Source organism: Bradyrhizobium sp. BTAi1, from assembly GCF_000015165.1.
Classification (GTDB): Bacteria; Pseudomonadota; Alphaproteobacteria; order Rhizobiales; family Xanthobacteraceae; genus Bradyrhizobium; species Bradyrhizobium denitrificans.
In genome coordinates, this window is the sequence record NC_009485.1 from 7,712,733 (window position 1) to 7,732,118 (window position 19,386).

Here is a 19,386-nt window from a genome sequence, read left to right on the forward strand (position 1 = left end):
AGATGTCGCCATTCGACTTGTTTCCGCTGGGCACGCCGGCCTTCGTCGGCCGCCCGATCGATCGCGCCGCGCATCTGCGCTTCCATGACGACAAGCTGCTGGCGTTCGAGAACAAGCCGTCGACGCGGGCCTATGTCGTGCATCGCGATTCGCTGGTGCTGAAGCGCGACGGCGACCAAGTGCGGGCGCTGCTGTCGATCGACGAGGCGCTCGGATTCGGCGCCAATCCCGGCAAGATCTTCCTCGGCCTGCAGGACGGCGCCGCCGTGTTCGGCATGGGCATCTCACCGGCCGCGGTCGAAAAGCTCGCCGGGCGCGCGGATGTCGTGGTGACCGAGCTGCGCGGCATGGCCATGCAGGGCGCAATCCCTGTCGACCAACTCGCAACGATCGCGATGGCAAAGTCCATGGTGTCCTGGCATCAGCGCCATGGCTTCTGCGCCAATTGCGGCACCAAGACCGCGATGCGCGAGGGCGGCTGGAAGCGCGAATGCCCGAATTGCAAGACCGAGCATTTTCCGCGCACCGACCCGGTCGTGATCTCGCTGGTCGCGTCCGGCGACAAATGCTTGCTCGGCCGTCAGAAGCAGTTCCCGGCCGGCATGTATTCGTGCCTCGCCGGCTTTGTCGAGGCCGCCGAGACGATCGAGGACGCGGTGCGTCGCGAGGTGTTCGAGGAGTCCGGCATCCGCTGCACGGATGTCTCCTATTACATGACGCAACCCTGGCCCTATCCCTCGTCCCTGATGATCGGCTGCAGCGCGCGGGCCTTGAACGAGGACATCGTGATCGATCACAACGAGCTCGAGGATGTGCGCTGGTTCAGCCGCGACGAGGCCCGGCTGATGCTGCAACGGCAGCATCCGGACGGACTGGCGGGACCGCATCCCTTCGCGATTGCCCACCATCTGGTCGGCCGGTGGCTCAAAGACGGCGCATAAGGGTATTTGAAGACCATCGCGAGGCCGGGTCGACCTGTCGCCTGAGACCGCATGGGGGCCTGAACGGCGAATCCTTGCCTTGGAACGTTTTTCTCTATATGAGGGTTTCCAGACCTTCCTATGGAACAAATTTCTCCATGTCCGACGTCTCCGCCCAGCCCCCCGAAGCCAACCGCCGGCTCGACGCGATCGACCGCAAGATCCTGATGGTCCTGCAGGAGGATGCCTCGCTGTCGGTCGCCGAGATCGGCGACCGGGTTGGGCTGTCCTCGACGCCGTGCTGGAAGCGCATCCAGCGGCTCGAAGCCGACGGGGTGATCCTGCGCCGGGTGGCACTGGTCGATCAGAACAAGATCGGCCTCGGCATCTCCGTATTCGTCTCGGTGGAGAGCGCCGACCATTCCGAGGCCTGGCTGAAGAAATTCGCCGAGGCCGTCAGCTCGATGCCAGAGGTGATGGAATTCTACCGGATGGCGGGCGACGTCGACTACATGCTGCGCGTCGTGGTCGCGGACATGCAGAGCTACGACGTGTTCTACAAGAAGCTGATCAGCGCGGTGCCGCTCAAGAACGTCACCTCGCGCTTCGCCATGGAGAAGATCAAGTCAGTAACGGCGCTGCCGGTCCCGCCGGTCTGAGCTGGCTCAGATCGTCTGATTATAGGCGCCGACCTCGGGATGCGTCCGCAGCACCTCGTTGATGGCCTCGAACATGTCGTGCATGCGACGCTCCGACACCGGGCTTTCGACCACGACGACGAGCTCCGGCTTGTTCGATGATGCCCGCACGAGGCCCCAGCTGCCGTCCTCCACCGTGACGCGGACGCCATTGACGGTCACGAGATCGCGAATCGGCTGCCCGGCTACCTTGCCGCCCTGCTGCTGCTGCGCCTGGAAGTGCTTCACCACGGCGTCGACGACGCCATATTTGACCTCATCGCCACAATGCGGCGACATCGTCGGCGACGACCAGGTCTTTGGCAGCGCGTCCTTCAGATCCGCCATCGACTTGCCCGGCGCGCGATCGAGCATCTCGCAGATCGCGATCGCCGAGACCAGACCATCGTCATAGCCGCGGCCGAACGGGCGATTGAAGAAGAAGTGGCCCGACTTCTCGAAGCCTGCAAGCGCGCCGAGCTCGTTGGTGCGGCGCTTCATGTAGGAATGGCCTGTCTTCCAATACGCAGTCTTCGCGCCCTGCGCCTGCAGCACCGGGTCGGTCATGAACAGGCCGGTGGACTTCACGTCGACAACGAACTGCGCGTCCTTGTGGATCGCCGACATGTCGCGCGCAAGCATCACGCCGACCTTGTCGGCGAAGATCTCCTCGCCCGTGTTGTCGACCACGCCGCAGCGGTCGCCGTCGCCATCGAAGCCCAGACCGACATCGGCCTTGTGCGCCAGCACGGCATCGCGGATGGCGTGCAGCATCTCCATGTCTTCGGGATTGGGATTGTATTTCGGGAAGGTGTGATCGAGCTCGGTGTCGAGCGGGATCACCTCGCAGCCAATCGCCTCCAGCACCTGCGGCGCGAACGCGCCCGCGGTGCCATTGCCGCAAGCGGCCACGACCTTCAGTCTGCGCGTCAGCTTGGGCCGATTGGTGAGGTCGGCGATGTAGCGCGCCGGGAAATTCTCGTGGAACTGATAGGAGCCGCCGCCGCCGTTCTTGAATTCGGCGTTGAGCACGATCTCCTTGAGCCGGGTCATCTCTTCCGGGCCAAAAGTCAGCGGCCGGTTGGCGCCCATCTTCACGCCGGTCCAGCCATTGTCGTTGTGCGAGGCGGTCACCATGGCGACGCAGGGCACGTCGAGCTCGAACTGGGCGAAATACGCCATCGGCGTGACGGCGAGGCCGATATCGTGCACCTTGCAGCCGGCCGCCATCAGGCCGGAGATCAACGCATATTTGATCGAGGCGGAGTAACCGCGGAAATCATGGCCTGTGACGATCTCCTGCTTAACGCCGCGCTCGGCGATCAGCGCGCCCAACCCCATCCCGAGCGCCTGCACGCCCATAAGGTTGATTTCCTTATTGAACAGCCAACGCGCGTCATATTCGCGAAAGCCGGTCGGCTTCACCATCGGCTCGGATTCGAACGCGTAGGTGTTGGGAACCAGGACAGGCTTGGGCTTGGGGAACAACATGGAAATACGCCTTCTCGGAAATGGACGATAGAGCCTTACCGAAACTGGCAAGCTAGCGGAAGGCCGACAGTCCGGATTCGTCGAGATGCGTTAAGACGCGTCGTGTCCGTCGGAATAAAGGCCGGAACAGGTGATCCGGCAGATGAATTATTGCTCCAGCACCATCTCGCCGTTGGCATAGGCAAAGCGCTTGAGCTTGGACAGGAAGGACAGGCCGAGCAGGTTCTCCGACAACGCCGTGTCGGGCAGCACCAATGCCTCCACATCGCGCACGGTGAGCTCGCCGAGCTCGACCATTGCGAGCCTCGCCCGCGCCGCCTTCACGGTGCCGTTCGCGGTGGTGACGTTGGCGGTGTAGTCGCCGCGCGCCGGGCGCAGGCCGAAGCGGGCGGCAGAACTCTCATTGAGAGCCACCATCGACGCGCCGGTATCGACCATGAAGCTGATTCGCTGGCCGTCGATGCGCCCGTCGGCCCGGAAATGGCCGCGACGATCGGTCGGAATGCTCAGGCTGCGCTGGCCGGCAGCCGCCGATTCCAGCGAGGCGGCCCGCACCGCGGGCGTGGCTGATGCCGGCGCGGGCGTCAGGCGGTCGGCCAACTGCGCCATGAAGGTGCCGAGGCCGACAAGAACGGCGGCGAAGATCATTATGTTACGCATCACGCAACGCCCAACTTTACCCCGCAACCAACTTGATCATCATAGCCGCTGGAGAGCGACGGCGACAGACCGGCTGCCCGTGCCATTTTGGCGAAAACGATGAGCGAAGCGTTAACATAGGCGATTTGGCGGTATAATTTGCATCGGCTAGGTGCCGCGCGGCTTCGCCCGCCGGGTCGGTTGCGCGGTCGCGGGATCGTCCGGCCAGGGATGGCGCGGATAGCGGCCACGAAGGTCGGAACGCACGGCCGCGTAGGAGCCGCGCCAGAAGCCGGGCAGATCGCGTGTCACCTGCACCGGCCGTTGGGCGGGTGACAACAACTCGAGCACCAGCGGAACGGCCCCCCTGGCGATCGACGGATGGATATTGAGGCCAAACAGCTCTTGCAACCGCACCGCAATGGTCGGCCCCTGCTCCGCCTCATAGTCGATGGCCAACATGGTGCCGGTCGGCGCCTCGAAATGGGTCGGCGCCTCCCGGTCGAGCCGCGCGCGCAGATCCCAGGGCAGCAGCGCCATCACCGCATCGGAAACGTCACCGGGTGAAATGTCCTTGAGCGAAATCTTGTTCGCGAGCAGCGGCACCAGCCAGTCGTCGCGGCGCTCGATCAGGCCGGTGTCGGACAGATCCGGCCAGCTGTCGCCCTCCGCCTTGCGCAGGAACATCACCCGGTCCCGCCATTGTTTCGCAGCCTTGGACCAGGGCAGTCGGTCGAGGCCGGCCGCGCAGATCCCGTCCGCGAAAATGTGCGCGGTCTCCTCCGACGGCGTCAGCGCGACCGGCGCGTCGGCCAGGGTGATCGCGTGCAGCTTGCGCCGGCGCCGCGCGCGAAGCGTCATGGCGTCGCGATCAAAACTGACCTCGTCCTTCGCTTCGATGTGAGCCGCGAAATGACGCTCGATGTCCTCGATCGCGAGCGGCGCCGCGAGCAGGATGCGGCCGTTCGCCGCCGTTCCGGTCAGTTCGCCCACTGCGATATAGGGCACCCGCGCCAGTGACGACGTCTGCTCGACGGCGGCGCCGCGGCCATTCGCCAGCACGAAACTGCCATTGCCGCGGTTGCGCGCCACCCGATCCGGGAAGGCGAAAGCGAGCATCAGACCGGTCGTCAGCGCGCCGTCGTCTTGCGGCGAGGCAGAGGTCGCGACCTGCTGCGCCCAGCGCCGCGCCAGATCGCGCGCGCTCTGCGCCCGCGCCGAGCGGTCGCGGCGGAACTGGTCGAGCCTGACCTCCAGATCGACGCTGTCACCGCCCAGACCGCGCTCGGTCAGGATGGCCGCGATGTCCGCCGCCTGCGCCGCGGCGCCATGATCGGCGGCATCGACGATCATGCGGGCGAGCCGCGGCGGCAGCGCCAGCGCTCGCAGCCGCCTGCCCTCATCCGTCAGCCTTCCATCGTCATCCAGCGCACCGAGCTCGTTCAGGAGATCACGGGCCTCCTTCCAGGCCGGCTGCGGCGGCGGATCGAGGAAGCTCAATGTGGCGGGATCGCTGACACCCCATTGCGCGAGATCGAGCACCAGCGAGGACAGATCGGCGCTGAGTATTTCCGGCTGTGTATAAGCAGCCAGCGAGGCGGTCTGCGGCTCGTCCCAGAGCCGGTAGCAGACGCCGGGCTCGGTCCGTCCGGCACGGCCGCGGCGCTGATCGACCGCCGCGCGCGAGGCCCGCACCGTCTCAAGCCGCGTCAGGCCGATATCAGGCTCGTAGCGCGGCACGCGGGCAAGGCCGGAATCCACCACGATGCGCACGCCCTCGATGGTCAAGGACGTCTCGGCGATCGATGTCGCCAGCACCACCTTCCGGCCGCCTTTCGGCGCGGGCGAGATGGCGCGGTCCTGGACCGCAGCATCGAGCGCACCGAACAGCGGCACGATCTCGACGCTGGCATCGTGGACCCGCTCGGCGAGCATGGTCTGGGTGCGCCGGATCTCGGCCGCGCCCGGCAGGAACGCCAGCACCGAACCGGCATCCGCGCGCAGTGCGCTGGCAATCGTCTCAGCCATCTGGCGCTCGACCGGTGCATCCGGCTTGCGGCCGACATAGCGCGTCTCGACCGGAAAGGCGCGGCCCTCGCTCTCGACCACCGGCGCATCACCGAGCAGCCTGGCGACGCGGGCGCCGTCGAGCGTTGCCGACATCACCAGGATGCGCAGATCCTCACGCAGCCCCTGCTGCGCGTCACGGGCAAGCGCGAGGCCGAGATCGGCATCGAGCGAGCGCTCGTGGAATTCGTCGAACAGCACGGCGGCAATGCCGGTCAATTCGGGATCGTCGAGAATCTGCCGGGTGAAGATGCCTTCGGTGACCACTTCGATGCGGGTCGCGCGCGACACTTTGGAGCCGAACCGCACGCGATAGCCGACGGTGTCGCCGGCGCGCTCGCCGAGCGACTTCGCCATCCGCTCGGCGCTGGCGCGGGCCGCGATGCGGCGCGGCTCCAGCACGATGATCTTCCGATCCCCCACCCAGGGCGCATCGCGCAGCGCGAGCGGCACCCGCGTGGTCTTACCGGCGCCGGGCGGGGCGACCAGCACGGCCGTGTTGCTGCGTTCGAGCGTGCCGGACAATGCGTCCAGCACGGCGTCGATCGGCAGCGGTGTGTCAAAGCGCAGAGGCAATCGCTGAACCCGTCATTGCCCGCGGGCGGCGGACAATCCAGTAAACGCCGATCTCGCGGACCACGACGATCGGGCATCCTGGATACCCCGCCTGCGCGGGGTATGACAACGCCCTGTCACACACGCCGCATCACGCCCCCTTGGCCGAGGGCCTGCCGACGCTCTCATAGATGAAGCCGTGCGCCGCCATCTCGTCGGGGCGATAGACGTTGCGCAGGTCGACCACGACGGGATGGGCCATCACCTCCTTGAGGCGATCAAGATCCATGGCGCGGTACTGCACCCATTCGGTGACCAGCACGATCGCATCGGCCCCTGTCGCGCAATCATAGGGGTCGTCGTAATAGGCAATCTCCGGCAGCTCCTTTTTGGCCTGCTCGATGCCGACCGGATCATGCGCGCGCACCTTGGCGCCCATGTCGAGCAGCCCGGTGACCAGCGGGATCGACGGCGCCTCGCGCATGTCGTCGGTCTCGGGCTTGAAGGTGAGACCCAGCACCGCGATCGTCTTGCCACGCAGATTGCCGCCGACGGCGTGCGCCACCTTGCGGGCCATCGCTCGCTTGCGGTTGTCGTTGACGGCGAGCACCGACTCGACGATGCGCAGCTGGGTGTCATTGTCCTGCGCGATCTTGATCAACGCGCGCGTGTCCTTCGGGAAACACGAGCCGCCGAAGCCCGGACCGGCATGCAGGAACTTCGCGCCGATGCGGTTGTCGAGACCGATGCCGCGCGCCACCTCTTGCACGTCGGCGCCGACCTTCTCGGCGAGATCGGCAACCTCGTTGATGAAGGTGATCTTGGTCGCGAGAAACGCGTTGGCGGCGTATTTGATCAGTTCGGCGGTGCGCCGGGCCGTGTACATGATCGGCGCCTGGTTCAGCGACAACGGACGATAGATGTCGCCGAGCACCTTGCGGCCGCGCTCGTCGGCAGTGCCGACCACGATGCGATCGGGCCATTTGAAATCGCGGATCGCAGCGCCCTCGCGCAGGAACTCCGGATTGGAGGCGACCACGACATCGGCCGACGGATTGGTCTCGCGGATGATGCGCTCCACCTCGTCACCGGTGCCGACAGGCACCGTCGATTTGGTCACGACCACGGTGAAGCCGGTCAGGCAGGCCGCGATCTCGCGCGCGGCAGCATAGACGTAAGTAAGATCGGCATGGCCGTCGCCGCGCCGTGACGGCGTGCCGACCGCGATGAAGACCGCATCCGCGTCGGCGACGGGCTGCTTGAGATCGGTGGTGAAATCGAGCCGCTTGGCCTTCACATTCGCTGCGACCAGCGCATCCAGGCCGGGCTCGAAGATCGGGATTTCTCCACGATGCAACGCGGCGATCTTGCTTTCATCCTTGTCCACGCAGGTGACCTGGTGGCCGAAATCGGCGAAGCAGGCACCGGACACCAGCCCCACATAACCCGTGCCGATCATCGCAATTCGCATGAAAACCCATCCTTCATGGTTAATGCACCCGCCTCTTAGACCAATTGCGGGTCAAGGGGAATTTAGAAAACGGCATGACGTTTGGATGACAGGCAGGGAGTATTAACAGCTCTGCCCGACAATGCGGCAGCTCCGCGCCACAGGGGGACCGCATGACCGCAAATGGCACGCCGCAGACGGTTGGAACCGTGGCGCGCATCGACTGGGTCGACTACGCCAAAGGCATCTGCATCATCATGGTCGTGATGATGCATTCGGTGCTCGGGGTCGAACTCGCCGCGGGCGAAACCGGCTTCATGCACGCCGTCGTCGCCTTCGCCAAGCCGTTCCGGATGCCGGATTTCTTCCTGATTTCGGGCCTTTTCTTGCCGCTGGTGATCGACCGCGACTGGCGCACCTATCTGGACCGTAAGGTCGTCCACTTCGCCTATTTCTACGCTCTGTGGGTCACCATCCAATTCGGCTTCAAGGCCCCGGCGTTCGCGGCCACAGGCGGCTGGCCGCATGCCGGCTATCTCTATCTCGAATCCTTCATCGAGCCGTTCGGCACGCTGTGGTTCATCTATCTGCTGCCGATCTTCTTCGTCGTCATCAAGCTGACACGCAAGGTGCCGGCGCCGGTGATCTGGGGCATCGCGGCCGGTCTCGAAATGACGCATATCGCGACGGGCTGGACCGTGATCGACGAGTTCTGCGCCCGCTTCGTCTACATCTACTCGGGTTATTTGTTTGCGCGTTACATCTTCGCGCTGTCGGAGCGGGCGCGGTCCCAGCCCCTGATCGCCATCGCCGGACTGCTCGCCTGGGCGGTGATCAACCAGGGCCTGGTCAGCCTCGGCGTCAGCGAGTGGCCGGTGATCTCGTTGCTGCTCGGCTATGCCGGTGCGGTCGCCATCATCATCGCGGGCACGCTGCTCGCCCGCGCGCAGCTGCTCAACGCGCTGCGGTTCTGCGGCGAACATTCCATCGTGATCTATCTCGCCTTCTTCCTGCCGATGGCGGCCACGCGCACGGTTCTGCTGAAAACGGGCGTCATTGCTGACATCGGCACGATCTCCCTGCTCGTCACCATCGCTGGCGTGCTCGGCGCGCTCGCGATCTGGCGACTCGCCCTGAGCTTCGGCGCCCGCTTCCTGTTCGAGCGCCCGATCGCGTTCTGGATCGCCCCGCCGAAGCCGCGCGCTGCCCTGCAGCCGGCGGAGTAGCGTCGCCATCACGGCACCAGATAGAGCGCGCCACGACTGCGGCCGCTTTCGAGATCGAGATGGGCCTGGACGGCCTGCGCAAGCGGATAGGGTGTGCCGTCGCCGCCGAGTTCACCATTGGCCAATGCGGCGAGAACGATCTCGGCGTCCCTGCGATAGTCAGCGACATCGTTAACATGGGCCATCACGCTCGGACGCGCCAGAGACAGGCTGCGCCGCGGCCCCAGTTCCTCGACGGCAATATCTGGGATCGGACCGGCAGACTGGCCGATGCTGGCAACCATCCCGAACGGCCTGACGCAGGCGAGTGTCCGCGCCAGGGTTCTGCCGCCGACACCATCATAGGCCACGTCGACGCCGCGTCCGGCGGTCCATCGCCTGACGGCATCGACAAAATCCGCGTCCCGCCCGACGATCAGATGGTGGGCACCAGCGGCGCGCGCGAGATCCGCCTTGGCCTCCGAGCTCACCGTACCGATGATGGTCGCGCCGCGCAGCCGCGCCAACCGTGTCAGCACCTGGCCGAGCCCACCGGCAGCACTATGCACCAAGAGGGTCGTTCCGGGTCCGACGACATAGGTTCGACCGAGCAGCATCGCGGCGGTGATACCCTTCAGCAAGGTCGAAGCCGCGCGCGCGTCCGAAACGGAGTCGGGCAGCGGCATTGCGCGCCAGGCCGGGAGATTTCGCTCTGAAGCATAGGCGCCGGCCGGCCCGCCGGCATAGGCAACCCGGTCGCCGACGGACAGGCCGGTCACGTCCGAGCCCTTCGCCGTCACGATTCCCGCGGCTTCGACGCCGGGAACCCGATCCGGAAGCGGATAGAGACCGCTGCGCTGATAGATGTCGATGAAGTTCACGCCGATCGCGGTTTGGCGCAGACGGATTTCATCCGGCCTCGGCTCCGGCAGCTCGACGGTTTCCAGCAGCAGATTTTCTGCGCCACCCGGCGCCTTCGCATGAACGACAACGGCCATATCCGCCTCCTTGATCTTGCCTGCATCGAAACATTGTGGTCTGCATTTTCGATCTGCGGAATTGCCCATCCTGTCTCGTCCATTGTGAATATTCGCACATGCAGATCGACTGGACCGACCTCCATCATTTCGTGACGCTTGCCCGCGAGGGCACGCTGTCTGCAGCCGCACGCGCCCTCGGCGTCGATCATGTCACGGTCGCGCGCCGCGTCGCGGCGCTGGAGCGCACCACGAAGATCAAGCTGGTCGACAGGCGCGCGCGGACCTACACGCTGACCGAGGATGGCCGTCGCCTTGCCGCGGCCGCCAGTCCAATGGAACACGCCGCCTTCGCGATCGAACGGGCCGTGGTGGCATCGCGTCCGGGACTGACGGGCGAGGTCTCGATCAGCGCGCCACCGACGCTTGCCAACAGGATCATCGCGCCGCGGCTGGTCGAGTTGCGCCGTCAGCATCCGGCCATCGCCATCAAGCTGATCGGGGAGAAGCGCATCGCATCGCTCAACCGCCGGGAAGCCGACATTGCCCTGCGGCTGTCGCGTCCCGACGAGCCCGGCCTGATCGCACGCAAGGTCGGCCGCTTCGGTTTCAGCCTCTATGGCGCGCCTCACTATCTCAAGGAGACGCCGCAGCACGCGCTCGGCTTCATCGCCTACGATGCCAGCATGGACTCGGCGCCCCAGCAGCAATGGTTGAAGGCGATCGCTGGCCGGCGCGAGATCGTGCTCCAGACCGGTGATCTCGAGAGCCAGGCCGCAGCGGCGCGGGCGGGCCTGGGCATAGCCGCCCTGCCGCATTTTGTCGGCGACAACGATCCTGGCCTGATCCGCTATGACGAACGCCAGGGGGGCGTCGGCCGCGACATCTGGCTCGTCGTTCATCGCGACCTCAGGCACTCGCCGCTCATTCGGGCCGTCATGGACTTCCTGGTCCGCTGCGCTGGGCCCAACTGAGGGTCGGAAAAATCCGGTGCGCTCGGCGTCGGCGTGGCTGTCAATATGAGCGAAAATCCCTACATTGCGCACATGCCCAAAGCGCCCCAGAAAACTGCCGCCACCAGCCCCGCCGCCCCTGTGCCTGCTGCCGCCACCCAAGGCGCGGCCAAGGGAGCCACCAAGAGCGACCACGTGTTCCTGGTCGATGGCTCGTCCTACATCTTCCGTGCCTATCACGCGCTGCCGCCGCTCAACCGCAAGTCCGACGGGCTGAACGTCAATGCCGTGCTTGGCTTCTGCAACATGTTGTGGAAGCTGCTCCGCGACATGCCCGAGACCGACCGGCCGACGCATCTGGCCATCGTGTTCGACAAGTCGGAAGTGACCTTCCGCAACAAGATCTACGCCGATTACAAGGCCCACCGGCCGCCGGCGCCGGACGACCTGATCCCGCAATTCGCGCTGATCCGCGAGGCGGTGCACGCCTTCGATCTGCCCTGCCTGGAACAGGCAGGCTACGAGGCCGACGACCTGATCGCGACCTATGCGCGGCTCGCCTGCGAGCGCGGGGCCACCACCACCATCGTGTCGTCCGACAAGGACCTGATGCAGCTCGTCAACGACTGCGTCACGATGTACGACACGATGAAGGACCGCCGCATCGGCACAGCCGAGGTGATCGAGAAATTCGGCGTGCCGCCGGAGAAGGTTGTCGAGGTGCAGGCGCTGGCGGGCGATTCCACCGACAACGTGCCGGGCGTACCCGGCATCGGCATCAAGACCGCGGCGCAGTTGATCAATGATTACGGCGATCTCGAAGGGCTGCTGACGCGCGCCGCCGAGATCAAGCAGCCGAAACGCCGCGAGGCGCTGATCGAGAACGCCGAGAAGGCGCGGATCTCGCGCCAGCTGGTGCTGCTCGATGATCATGTCGCGCTGGAGGTGCCGCTCGACGACCTCGCGGTGCACGAGCCCGATCCGCGCAAGCTGATCGCCTTCCTCAAGGCGATGGAGTTCACCACGCTGACGCGGAGGGTGGCCGAATATTCGCAGATCGATCCGGCCGACGTCGCGGCGAATCAGCAGCTCAAGAGCGGCGGCGGCACAGCCGTACCCGCGCCCGCTGCTGCCAGCGCAGGGACGAACGCAGCGGGCAAGCCGGCGGCCGCTGCTCCCAAAACGGGGGATCCGCGCACCGACAAATCGGCGATGAGCAAGGGCACACCGGTGAGCCTCGCCGAGGCGCGCGCGGAAGCAGCGAAGAGCGCGCGCATCGATCGCGAAAAGTATCAGACGATCCGCAGCCTGCCCGAGCTGAACGCCTGGATCGCGCGCATCCATGATCTCGGCCGCGTCACTATCGAGGCCAAGGCGAATTCGATCGATCCGATGCAGGCGAGCCTTTGCGGCATCGCGCTGGCGCTGGCGCCCAACGATGCCTGCTATATTCCGTTGGCGCATCGCCAGGCCGGCGACGGCGGCGGCCTGTTTGATGCTGGCCTCGCGCCGGACCAGGTCAAGGACCGCGACGCGCTGGCTGCGCTGAAGCCGGTGCTGGAATCGGCCGGCATTCTCAAGATCGGCTTCAACATCAAATTCGTCGCCGTGCTGCTGGCGCAACACGGCATCACGCTCGCAAACGTCGATGACATCCAGCTGATGAGCTACGCGCTCGACGCGGGGCGGGGTTCGCAGAAATTCGAGTCGCTGGCAGAGCACGTGCTCGCGCACGCCGTCCTCGGGGAAGGCGAGTTGGTCGGCAGCGGCAAGAACAAGCTGACCTTCGAGCAGGTCGCCATCGATCGCGCGACAGCGCATGCGGCCGAGGCGGCCGACGTCATCCATCGGCTGTGGCGGGTGCTGAAGCCGCGGCTGGTCGCCGAGCGCATGACCGCGGTCTACGAGACGCTGGAGCGGCCGCTGGTGACCGTGCTGGCGCAGATGGAGCGCAGGGGCATCGCGATCGACCGCCAGGTGCTGTCGCGGCTGTCCGGCGATTTTGCCCAGACCGCGGGACGCGTCGAGGCCGAACTGCAGGAGCTGGCCGGCGAGCCGATCAATGTCGGCAGTCCCAAGCAGATCGGCGACATCCTGTTCGGCAAGATGGGCCTGCCGGGCGGCACCAAGACCAAGACCGGCGCGTGGTCGACCTCCGCCTCGATTCTCGATGACCTCGCCGAGCAGGGCAATGATTTCGCGCGCAAAATCCTGGAATGGCGCCAGGTCTCGAAGCTGAAATCGACCTACACCGATGCGCTGCCGACCTATGTCAATCCGCAGAGCCAGCGCGTGCACACCACCTACGCGCTCGCGGCGACCACGACGGGACGGTTGTCGTCGAACGAACCGAATCTGCAGAACATTCCGGTGCGGACCGAGGATGGCCGCAAGATCCGCCGCGCCTTCATCGCCACGCCAGGCCACAAACTGGTGTCGGCGGATTACTCGCAGATCGAGCTGCGGCTGCTGGCGGAGATCGCCGATATTCCGGTGCTGAAACAGGCCTTCAAGGACGGGCTCGACATTCACGCAATGACGGCGTCGGAGATGTTCGGCGTGCCGATCAAGGACATGCCGAGCGAGGTGCGCCGCCGGGCGAAGGCGATCAATTTCGGCATCATCTACGGCATCTCCGCCTTCGGCCTTGCCAACCAGCTCGGCATCGCCCGCGAAGAGGCGTCGGCCTATATCAAGCGCTATTTCGAGCGCTTCCCCGGCATCCGTGCCTATATGGACGAAACGCGCGAATTCTGTCGCAAGCACGGCTATGTCACCACGCTGTTCGGCCGCAAGTGCCACTATCCCGAGATCAAGGCGTCGAACGCCTCGGTGCGCGCCTTCAACGAACGCGCCGCGATCAACGCGCGGCTGCAGGGCACCGCCGCCGACATCATCCGCCGCGCCATGACACGCGTCGAGGATGCGCTCGCGGAGAAGAAACTCTCCGCGCAGATGCTGCTGCAAGTGCATGACGAATTGATCTTCGAGGTGCCGGACGACGAAGTCGCTGCGACCCTGCCGGTGGTGCAGCACGTCATGCAGGACGCCCCCTTCCCGGCCGTGCTGCTATCGGTGCCGCTGCACGTCGACGCGCGGGCCGCTGACAATTGGGACGAGGCGCATTGATCCGCATGCGTTGATCTTTCTTCCGTCATTGCGATCGCAGCGAAACACTCCTGAATCGTTCCGCAGCCACAGCCTGGATCGCTCCGCTGCGCTCGCAATGACGGCTGAGCGCACGCTCATACGAGGTATCGCCCTTGCCACCAGCCCAGAGCAGGCAGCCCCCCTCCCCTGGAGGGGGAGGGTCGGTCGCACGCGAAGCGGGCGAGCGGGGTGGGGTGATGTCTCCGCACACGCTGGTCTGCGTGGACAGATCACCCCACCCGCCTCCCATTCGCTGCGCTCATGACAGGCGCCCCTCTCCGTCCAGGGGACGGGTGGGCAGGGAGTTCCTTGGAGCGCCTCGTGCACAATCAGCTACTCCTCACGATCAGCCGACCGGTGAGCGGACATGCCCCCGCCTTCTCGCGGCGTGATCCGCCCGAGTGTTGTGTGGCTCCCGCCCTCGAGAATTCGATGAGGGCGCAGGGAAGGCCAGGCCTCGGCTGAGGCCTGCGGCCCGCCTGCGGAAAAAAATGCAGGCGGCAGGTACCACAGGTTCAGCCGGACAGACCCGGCCCTCCCTGCGCGACGGCTTTAACGGCTGCTTCGCGTTCTCCCTGGTGCGCCGGGCTTGCTGGCCACCATCCCCACGCGAAGCAAGCGCTCCGCCGTGAGTTGATATCAGCATCGGGATATCAGGACCGCGCGACTTGACCGTGCATGCTCCGCTGTTCGTCCGCATGGCCGAACCATGCTGCAGCGGAACATGCCCATCGCATCCCACTGCCGACGATCCGTGACGTTCGCGAAGCGCCCCTCATGTGGCGGCGGGATGCGCGGGAATCTCCGCTTGATTTGCCCGACAAAGCAACGTGCCCAGCCTGCGACAAAGTAGCTCGACGGGCAGTTTGCGCATGAGACACATGCAGACCGCGGCGACGCGGGCTCATCGCCTACGCCATCTTCGCTACTTGCGATGGCTTTACCCTTCGTTGAGCATGATGGCCATTGACGCGCACGGCGCAGCCGTTGGTAACGCCGCTTGCAGCGGAGATGGGCAAGATCGCTGGATGGACAGGCGAGCGATCGCGTGACGCCTTCCATCGCTTGATGCACACATTACGCCGACCACCATGACCGCGACATCAACTGCAGCCCCCAGCCTTACGCGCGACCGGCGCGCCGTGCTGATCCTGCTCGTCGCGCTGACGCTCTACAACGGCACCTATCTCGTCAGCTGGTGGCTGTCATCGCCACAGCCACCATTCGGCGACTTTTCCGGCCTGTGGTCGTTCGGCAAATTTGCGGCTTTGGCCGGCGCCGGCATCTACGATCCGTTCGCGTTGGCCGCCTATCAGCAGCAGCTGGACCCTTCGCTCTCAGGCGGCGGCTTTCCTTATCCCTATCCGCCGACCTTCCTGCTCGCGCTGATCCCGCTTGGCATGATGGCGCTGCCGGCCGCCTATGTCTGCTGGATCGCGGTCACCTTCGCGCTCTACGCCCTGGCAAGCCTGGGGCGGGATTGGCTCTCGCTGCCCGGCCTCGCGCTGCTCGCCGCGCCGACCACCTTGATCAACGCGATCACCGGCCAGAACGGCTTCCTCTCCGCCGCCCTGCTGATCGGCGGCTTGCGGCTGCTCGCGACGCGCCCCTTGGTCGCCGGCGCCCTGCTCGGCCTGCTCGCCTACAAGCCGCAATTCGTGCTGCTGATGCCGATCGTGCTGCTGGCCTCGCGGAATTGGCGGGCCATTGGTGCTGCGGTCGTGACGACGCTGATCGTCGTCGTGATCACCAGCGCCACCATCGACGGGTCGATCTGGCTGCAATGGATCGCGCGCTTCCCGAGCTATCAGGCGCTGCTGCAGGCCAACCAGTCCAGCCTCGATCACATGATGCCGACGGTCATCGCAGGCGCCCATTCCATCGGTGCGCCGCCCGCGATCGGATACGGACTCCAGCTCATCCTCTCCTGCCTCGTCGCCGTGCTGATCTGGCGGGCGAGCCGGCGCGGCATCGACAGCGGAACCATCGCGCTGATCGCCATCGGCAGCATCATCGTGACGCCCTATGCGATGATCTACGACATGCCGATGGTCGCGGCAGCGATCATGATGCACTGGAAGGTCCGTATCGACGCCAACGAGCCAGTCCCGCCGCTAGAGATCGGGGTGACCGTCGCCCTGGGAGCAACCGTGCTCGCGATGATCAGCTACTCCGTGCCATTCGTGGCGGTGATCCTGCTCGTTGGCATGTTGCTGAGCATGGCTGGCGTGCTGGAGCGCGGCGGCCGCCTCGCGGATCGCCTGAAAGTCTCGCCGCCTGCGGCGACCTGACCATTCCGGTGCAAGGCGCGGATATCGGGAGACCGTCGGCCATCGTCCCCTTGCGGCCATGCTTCGAAAGGCCCGATTGCGGCAGGCCCTGAAGAATGGGGATGTGATGACGGCACGATGGAGCTGGCACGGCGGGGCTGCATCGCGCAGCCTCAATCCAGCTTCGCCTCCATGCCACGCTTCACGGCCGGGCGGGCCATCAGCGTGTCGTACCAGCGCTTGACGTGGGGGAAGTCGGCGAGGTCGACCTTATGGCGGGGGTGGCGCCAGGCCCAACCGAGGATGGCGAAATCGGCGATCGAGAGATCGCCGGCGACGAATTCATGCGACGCCAGCCGGCGGTCGAGCACGCCATACAGGCGGACGGTTTCAGCCATGTAGCGCTTGAGGCCGTAGGCGCGGTCCTGCTCGTTTTCGAGCGCGATGAAATGGTGCACCTGACCCGGCATCGGGCCGAAGCCGCCCATCTGCCACATCAGCCATTCATAGACCGGGATCCGTCCGGCCAGGGATTTCGGCAGGAACTGTCCCGTCTTCTCAGCCAGATAGAGCAGGATCGCGCCCGACTCGAACACGCTGACCGGGTGGCCATCCGGACCGTCGGGATCGACGATGGCCGGGATCTTGTTGTTCGGGCTGATCGCCAGGAACGCAGGCGCCATCTGGGCGCCCTTAGTGATGTCGACCGGGATCACCCGATAGGCCAGACCCATCTCCTCCAAAGCGACCGAGATCTTGCGGCCGTTCGGCGTGTTCCAGGTGTGCAGTTCGATCGTCATGAGCGGTCCTTCCCGGGAATTCTCTTGCAAGCAGGCTGGCTTCCCAGTAGCCCGAAACCGGCCGCAGCGCCAAACGTAGCTCTGTTGATGAGACATGCTGGCCGCTGGCTTCGGCCTCGTCGCCTCGATAGATTGCGCCACCCAAGCTTCAGAGACCCTCAGGGGAAACCGCCGTGTCGAAATCCGCTTCCCGCGCCCGCCTCCTCGAGATCATCCGCAGGCGCTCGTTCGGCCGCGGCGAGGTGACGCTGGCCTCCGGCCGCAAGAGCGATTTCTACTTCAACCTCAAGCCCACCATGATGGACCCGGAAGGCGCCACTTTGCTCGCCGAGCTCACCTATGAGGCGCTGAAGGACGAGGGCTTCGACTATATCGGCGGACTGGAAATGGGCGCGGTGCCGCTGGCCGGCGCGATCGCACAGATTTCCTGGATCAAGGGCCACCCGATCGCCGCCTTCTTCGTGCGCAAGAAGCCGAAGGAGCACGGCGCCAAGCTCGCCATCGAAGGCCTGACCCGCGACGAGACATTGGCCGGCAAGCGCATCGTCGTGGTCGAGGACGTCACGACCACGGGCGGCTCGGCGATGAAGGCCGTCGAGACTCTGCGCGAGGCCGGCGCCAATGTGTCGCTGGTGTTCACCATGGTCGATCGCGAAGAAGGCGCCGCGGAGACCTTCGCCGCTGCCGGCCTGCCGTTCCGCGCCCTGTACAAAGCGCGCGAATTTCTCTGAGGCGCGGGCGGCGCCGCGCTGCATTCGGCGCCGGCACACACGGGTCATTTACCATCCTCCGTTAAGGTTACCGCCAAGCTGACAGGGCCGTGCCCGAGGCACGGCTCTGTCGATGGCCCATCGTCACCCCGCCGCGCATGGCGCGGGAACGTGTGGCTGCGCTGAGGATGGAGTGAGCGTTGCGTCACGTGTGGTCGTTCCAGCGGTTTCGCCGCCGCGTGCTCGTCGCCGGCGCGATCGGCATGGCTGCAGCGGCCACGCCGGCGCCTCCTGGCGCCGCCGCGCAAGGCTTGTTCGATTTCCTTTTTGGCGGCTTCAGCAAGCCGTCGACCCAGCGGCCGGCCCCGCAGGCCAATGTCGGCGCCGACCCGTTCGGCACCGCTCCGCAGGCCGCCCCGCAGCCGCGCGCGGCCGCCAGCGGATCGGGCGCGGCGTTCTGTGTGCGCACATGCGATGGCCGCTATTTCCCGCTGACGCGAGGCCTCACCTCGCCGGCGCAGATGTGCCAGGCGTTCTGCCCGGCAAGCCCAACCAAGGTTTATTTCGGCTCGAACATCGATTGGGCCACTGCTGCCAATGGCGAGCGCTACGCCGATAGCGAGACCGCGTTCGCCTATCGCCAGGCGCTGCGCGCCGACTGCACCTGCAACGGCCGCGATCCGGCCGGTCTGGCGCCGGTCGACCTGTCGCTCGATACCTCGCTGCGCCCGGGTGACATCATCGCGACCAGCGACGGGCTGGTCGCCTATTCCGGCCCGCGTGGCGGGGGCGGCCAGCCGGCCGATTTCCAGCCGGTCTCATCCTATCCGGGGCTGAACTCCGACATGCGCGCGCGGCTGAGTGAGATGAAAGTCGCGCCGGTGCGCGCCGAGATGGTCACCAGCGATACCCAGGCCGCCGGAGCCACGGCCGAGGTCAGTGCCAGCGTCGCATTGCCCTTGAGCATCGCTTCGCCGATGAGCATCGCGCCGAAGCCGGCGACAAGCCGCGAGAAACGCGCGGATGTGAATTGAGCCTGCGCGCGACTCTCGCGTGCTTCGCCGCAGGCGCAAGGACGCGCCGCGAACTCAGCGGCCGACGATCACGCCGATGACATTCGGCGCTTCCAGATATTTCTCCTCGATCGCCGCCCGCGTGGCGGCGCGGTTGTCGGGCGTCAGCAGGCCGCGCTTCTCGGCCAGGATCATCCAGCAGAAGCCCCACCAATCCGTCAGCATGCCCTCGTCATCGACCAGGTCATAGCCCTGCTCGGCCGCGAAGATGCGCGCCCGCGCCTCGTCCAGCCCATCGAGAAAGGTGTGGTCGGTGGCAGAGAACAGATCATCGGAAATGTCGTCGATGGTGTAGCCCCAGACCGACATGCAGACCGCGTTGAACGCGCGGTCGATCTGGTCGTCGTCGACCGCACGGCGCCGCGCCGTCTTGTGCAGCCGCGTCAGCGTGCGCGCGAAATCGGCAATACGGGTCAGGGCCAGGGGATCGAAGGCAACGGTGGACATGC

General features: G+C 65.8%; 15 protein-coding genes. 8 read left to right on the forward strand and 7 right to left on the reverse strand.

Annotated elements, in window-relative coordinates:
- Positions 1-2: 2 nt before the first annotated feature.
- Together nudC and BBTA_RS34390 are read left to right on the forward strand one after the other, a co-directional pair.
- Positions 3-941, forward strand: a complete 939-nt coding sequence (nudC, locus tag BBTA_RS34385) for an NAD(+) diphosphatase (RefSeq protein WP_012047115.1) — start codon at positions 3-5, stop codon at positions 939-941.
- Between the two features lie 137 nt (positions 942-1,078).
- Positions 1,079-1,579 (forward strand): Lrp/AsnC family transcriptional regulator, encoded by a 501-nt coding sequence (locus BBTA_RS34390; RefSeq protein ID WP_012047116.1) that lies wholly within the window; start codon positions 1,079-1,081, stop codon positions 1,577-1,579.
- A gap of 6 nt (positions 1,580-1,585) precedes the next feature.
- Here the strand turns inward: BBTA_RS34390 and BBTA_RS34395 are convergent, their stop codons facing one another.
- From BBTA_RS34395 to BBTA_RS34410, 4 genes are all read right to left on the reverse strand, one after another.
- On the reverse strand, positions 1,586-3,085 hold the full coding sequence (locus tag BBTA_RS34395) for a phosphomannomutase/phosphoglucomutase (protein WP_012047117.1): 1,500 nt from the start codon (positions 3,083-3,085) through the stop codon (positions 1,586-1,588).
- Between the two features lie 150 nt (positions 3,086-3,235).
- Positions 3,236-3,736: a TIGR02281 family clan AA aspartic protease gene (locus BBTA_RS34400; protein ID WP_012047118.1), complete on the reverse strand. Its 501-nt coding sequence runs from the start codon at positions 3,734-3,736 to the stop codon at positions 3,236-3,238.
- Positions 3,737-3,895: 159 nt separating this feature from the next.
- Positions 3,896-6,370, reverse strand: coding sequence for an ATP-dependent helicase HrpB (hrpB, locus tag BBTA_RS34405; protein ID WP_012047119.1), 2,475 nt, complete (start codon positions 6,368-6,370; stop codon positions 3,896-3,898).
- A 130-nt stretch (positions 6,371-6,500) separates the two neighbouring features.
- Positions 6,501-7,820 carry a UDP-glucose/GDP-mannose dehydrogenase family protein gene (locus tag BBTA_RS34410; RefSeq protein ID WP_012047120.1) on the reverse strand — a complete coding sequence of 440 codons (1,320 nt, stop codon included), beginning with the start codon at positions 7,818-7,820 and terminating at the stop codon, positions 6,501-6,503.
- A gap of 152 nt (positions 7,821-7,972) precedes the next feature.
- On the opposite strand from BBTA_RS34410, the gene BBTA_RS34415 reads away from it, so the two are divergent.
- Positions 7,973-9,025: an acyltransferase family protein gene (locus tag BBTA_RS34415; protein WP_012047121.1), complete on the forward strand. Its 1,053-nt coding sequence runs from the start codon at positions 7,973-7,975 to the stop codon at positions 9,023-9,025.
- An 8-nt stretch (positions 9,026-9,033) separates the two neighbouring features.
- Here the strand turns inward: BBTA_RS34415 and BBTA_RS34420 are convergent, their stop codons facing one another.
- The gene (locus BBTA_RS34420; RefSeq protein WP_012047122.1) at positions 9,034-10,002 is read right to left on the reverse strand and encodes a quinone oxidoreductase; all 969 of its coding nucleotides are present in this window, start codon (positions 10,000-10,002) and stop codon (positions 9,034-9,036) included.
- Positions 10,003-10,100: 98 nt separating this feature from the next.
- Here BBTA_RS34420 and BBTA_RS34425 point away from each other — a divergent pair, with 98 nt between their 5' ends.
- From BBTA_RS34425 to BBTA_RS34435, 3 genes are all read left to right on the forward strand, one after another.
- The gene (locus BBTA_RS34425; RefSeq protein WP_041751078.1) at positions 10,101-10,955 is read left to right on the forward strand and encodes a LysR family transcriptional regulator; all 855 of its coding nucleotides are present in this window, start codon (positions 10,101-10,103) and stop codon (positions 10,953-10,955) included.
- Positions 10,956-11,027: 72 nt separating this feature from the next.
- Entirely contained in the window at positions 11,028-14,063 is a 3,036-nt protein-coding gene (gene polA, locus BBTA_RS34430) for a DNA polymerase I (RefSeq protein WP_041751749.1), read from the forward strand.
- A gap of 1,112 nt (positions 14,064-15,175) precedes the next feature.
- On the forward strand, positions 15,176-16,375 hold the full coding sequence (locus BBTA_RS34435) for a glycosyltransferase family 87 protein (protein ID WP_012047125.1): 1,200 nt from the start codon (positions 15,176-15,178) through the stop codon (positions 16,373-16,375).
- Between the two features lie 152 nt (positions 16,376-16,527).
- On the opposite strand, the gene BBTA_RS34440 is transcribed toward BBTA_RS34435, so the two are convergent.
- Positions 16,528-17,154, reverse strand: a complete 627-nt coding sequence (locus BBTA_RS34440; RefSeq protein WP_012047126.1) for a glutathione S-transferase family protein — start codon at positions 17,152-17,154, stop codon at positions 16,528-16,530.
- Between the two features lie 173 nt (positions 17,155-17,327).
- Between BBTA_RS34440 and pyrE the strand changes: the two genes are divergently transcribed.
- The gene (pyrE, locus tag BBTA_RS34445) at positions 17,328-17,885 is read left to right on the forward strand and encodes an orotate phosphoribosyltransferase (protein ID WP_012047127.1); all 558 of its coding nucleotides are present in this window, start codon (positions 17,328-17,330) and stop codon (positions 17,883-17,885) included.
- A 179-nt stretch (positions 17,886-18,064) separates the two neighbouring features.
- Complete coding sequence (locus BBTA_RS34450) at positions 18,065-18,898, forward strand: DUF2865 domain-containing protein (RefSeq protein ID WP_012047128.1); 834 nt, start codon at positions 18,065-18,067, stop codon at positions 18,896-18,898.
- Positions 18,899-18,952: 54 nt separating this feature from the next.
- On the opposite strand, the gene BBTA_RS34455 is transcribed toward BBTA_RS34450, so the two are convergent.
- Complete coding sequence (locus BBTA_RS34455; protein ID WP_012047129.1) at positions 18,953-19,384, reverse strand: hypothetical protein; 432 nt, start codon at positions 19,382-19,384, stop codon at positions 18,953-18,955.
- Between the last annotated feature and the right edge of the window lie 2 nt (positions 19,385-19,386).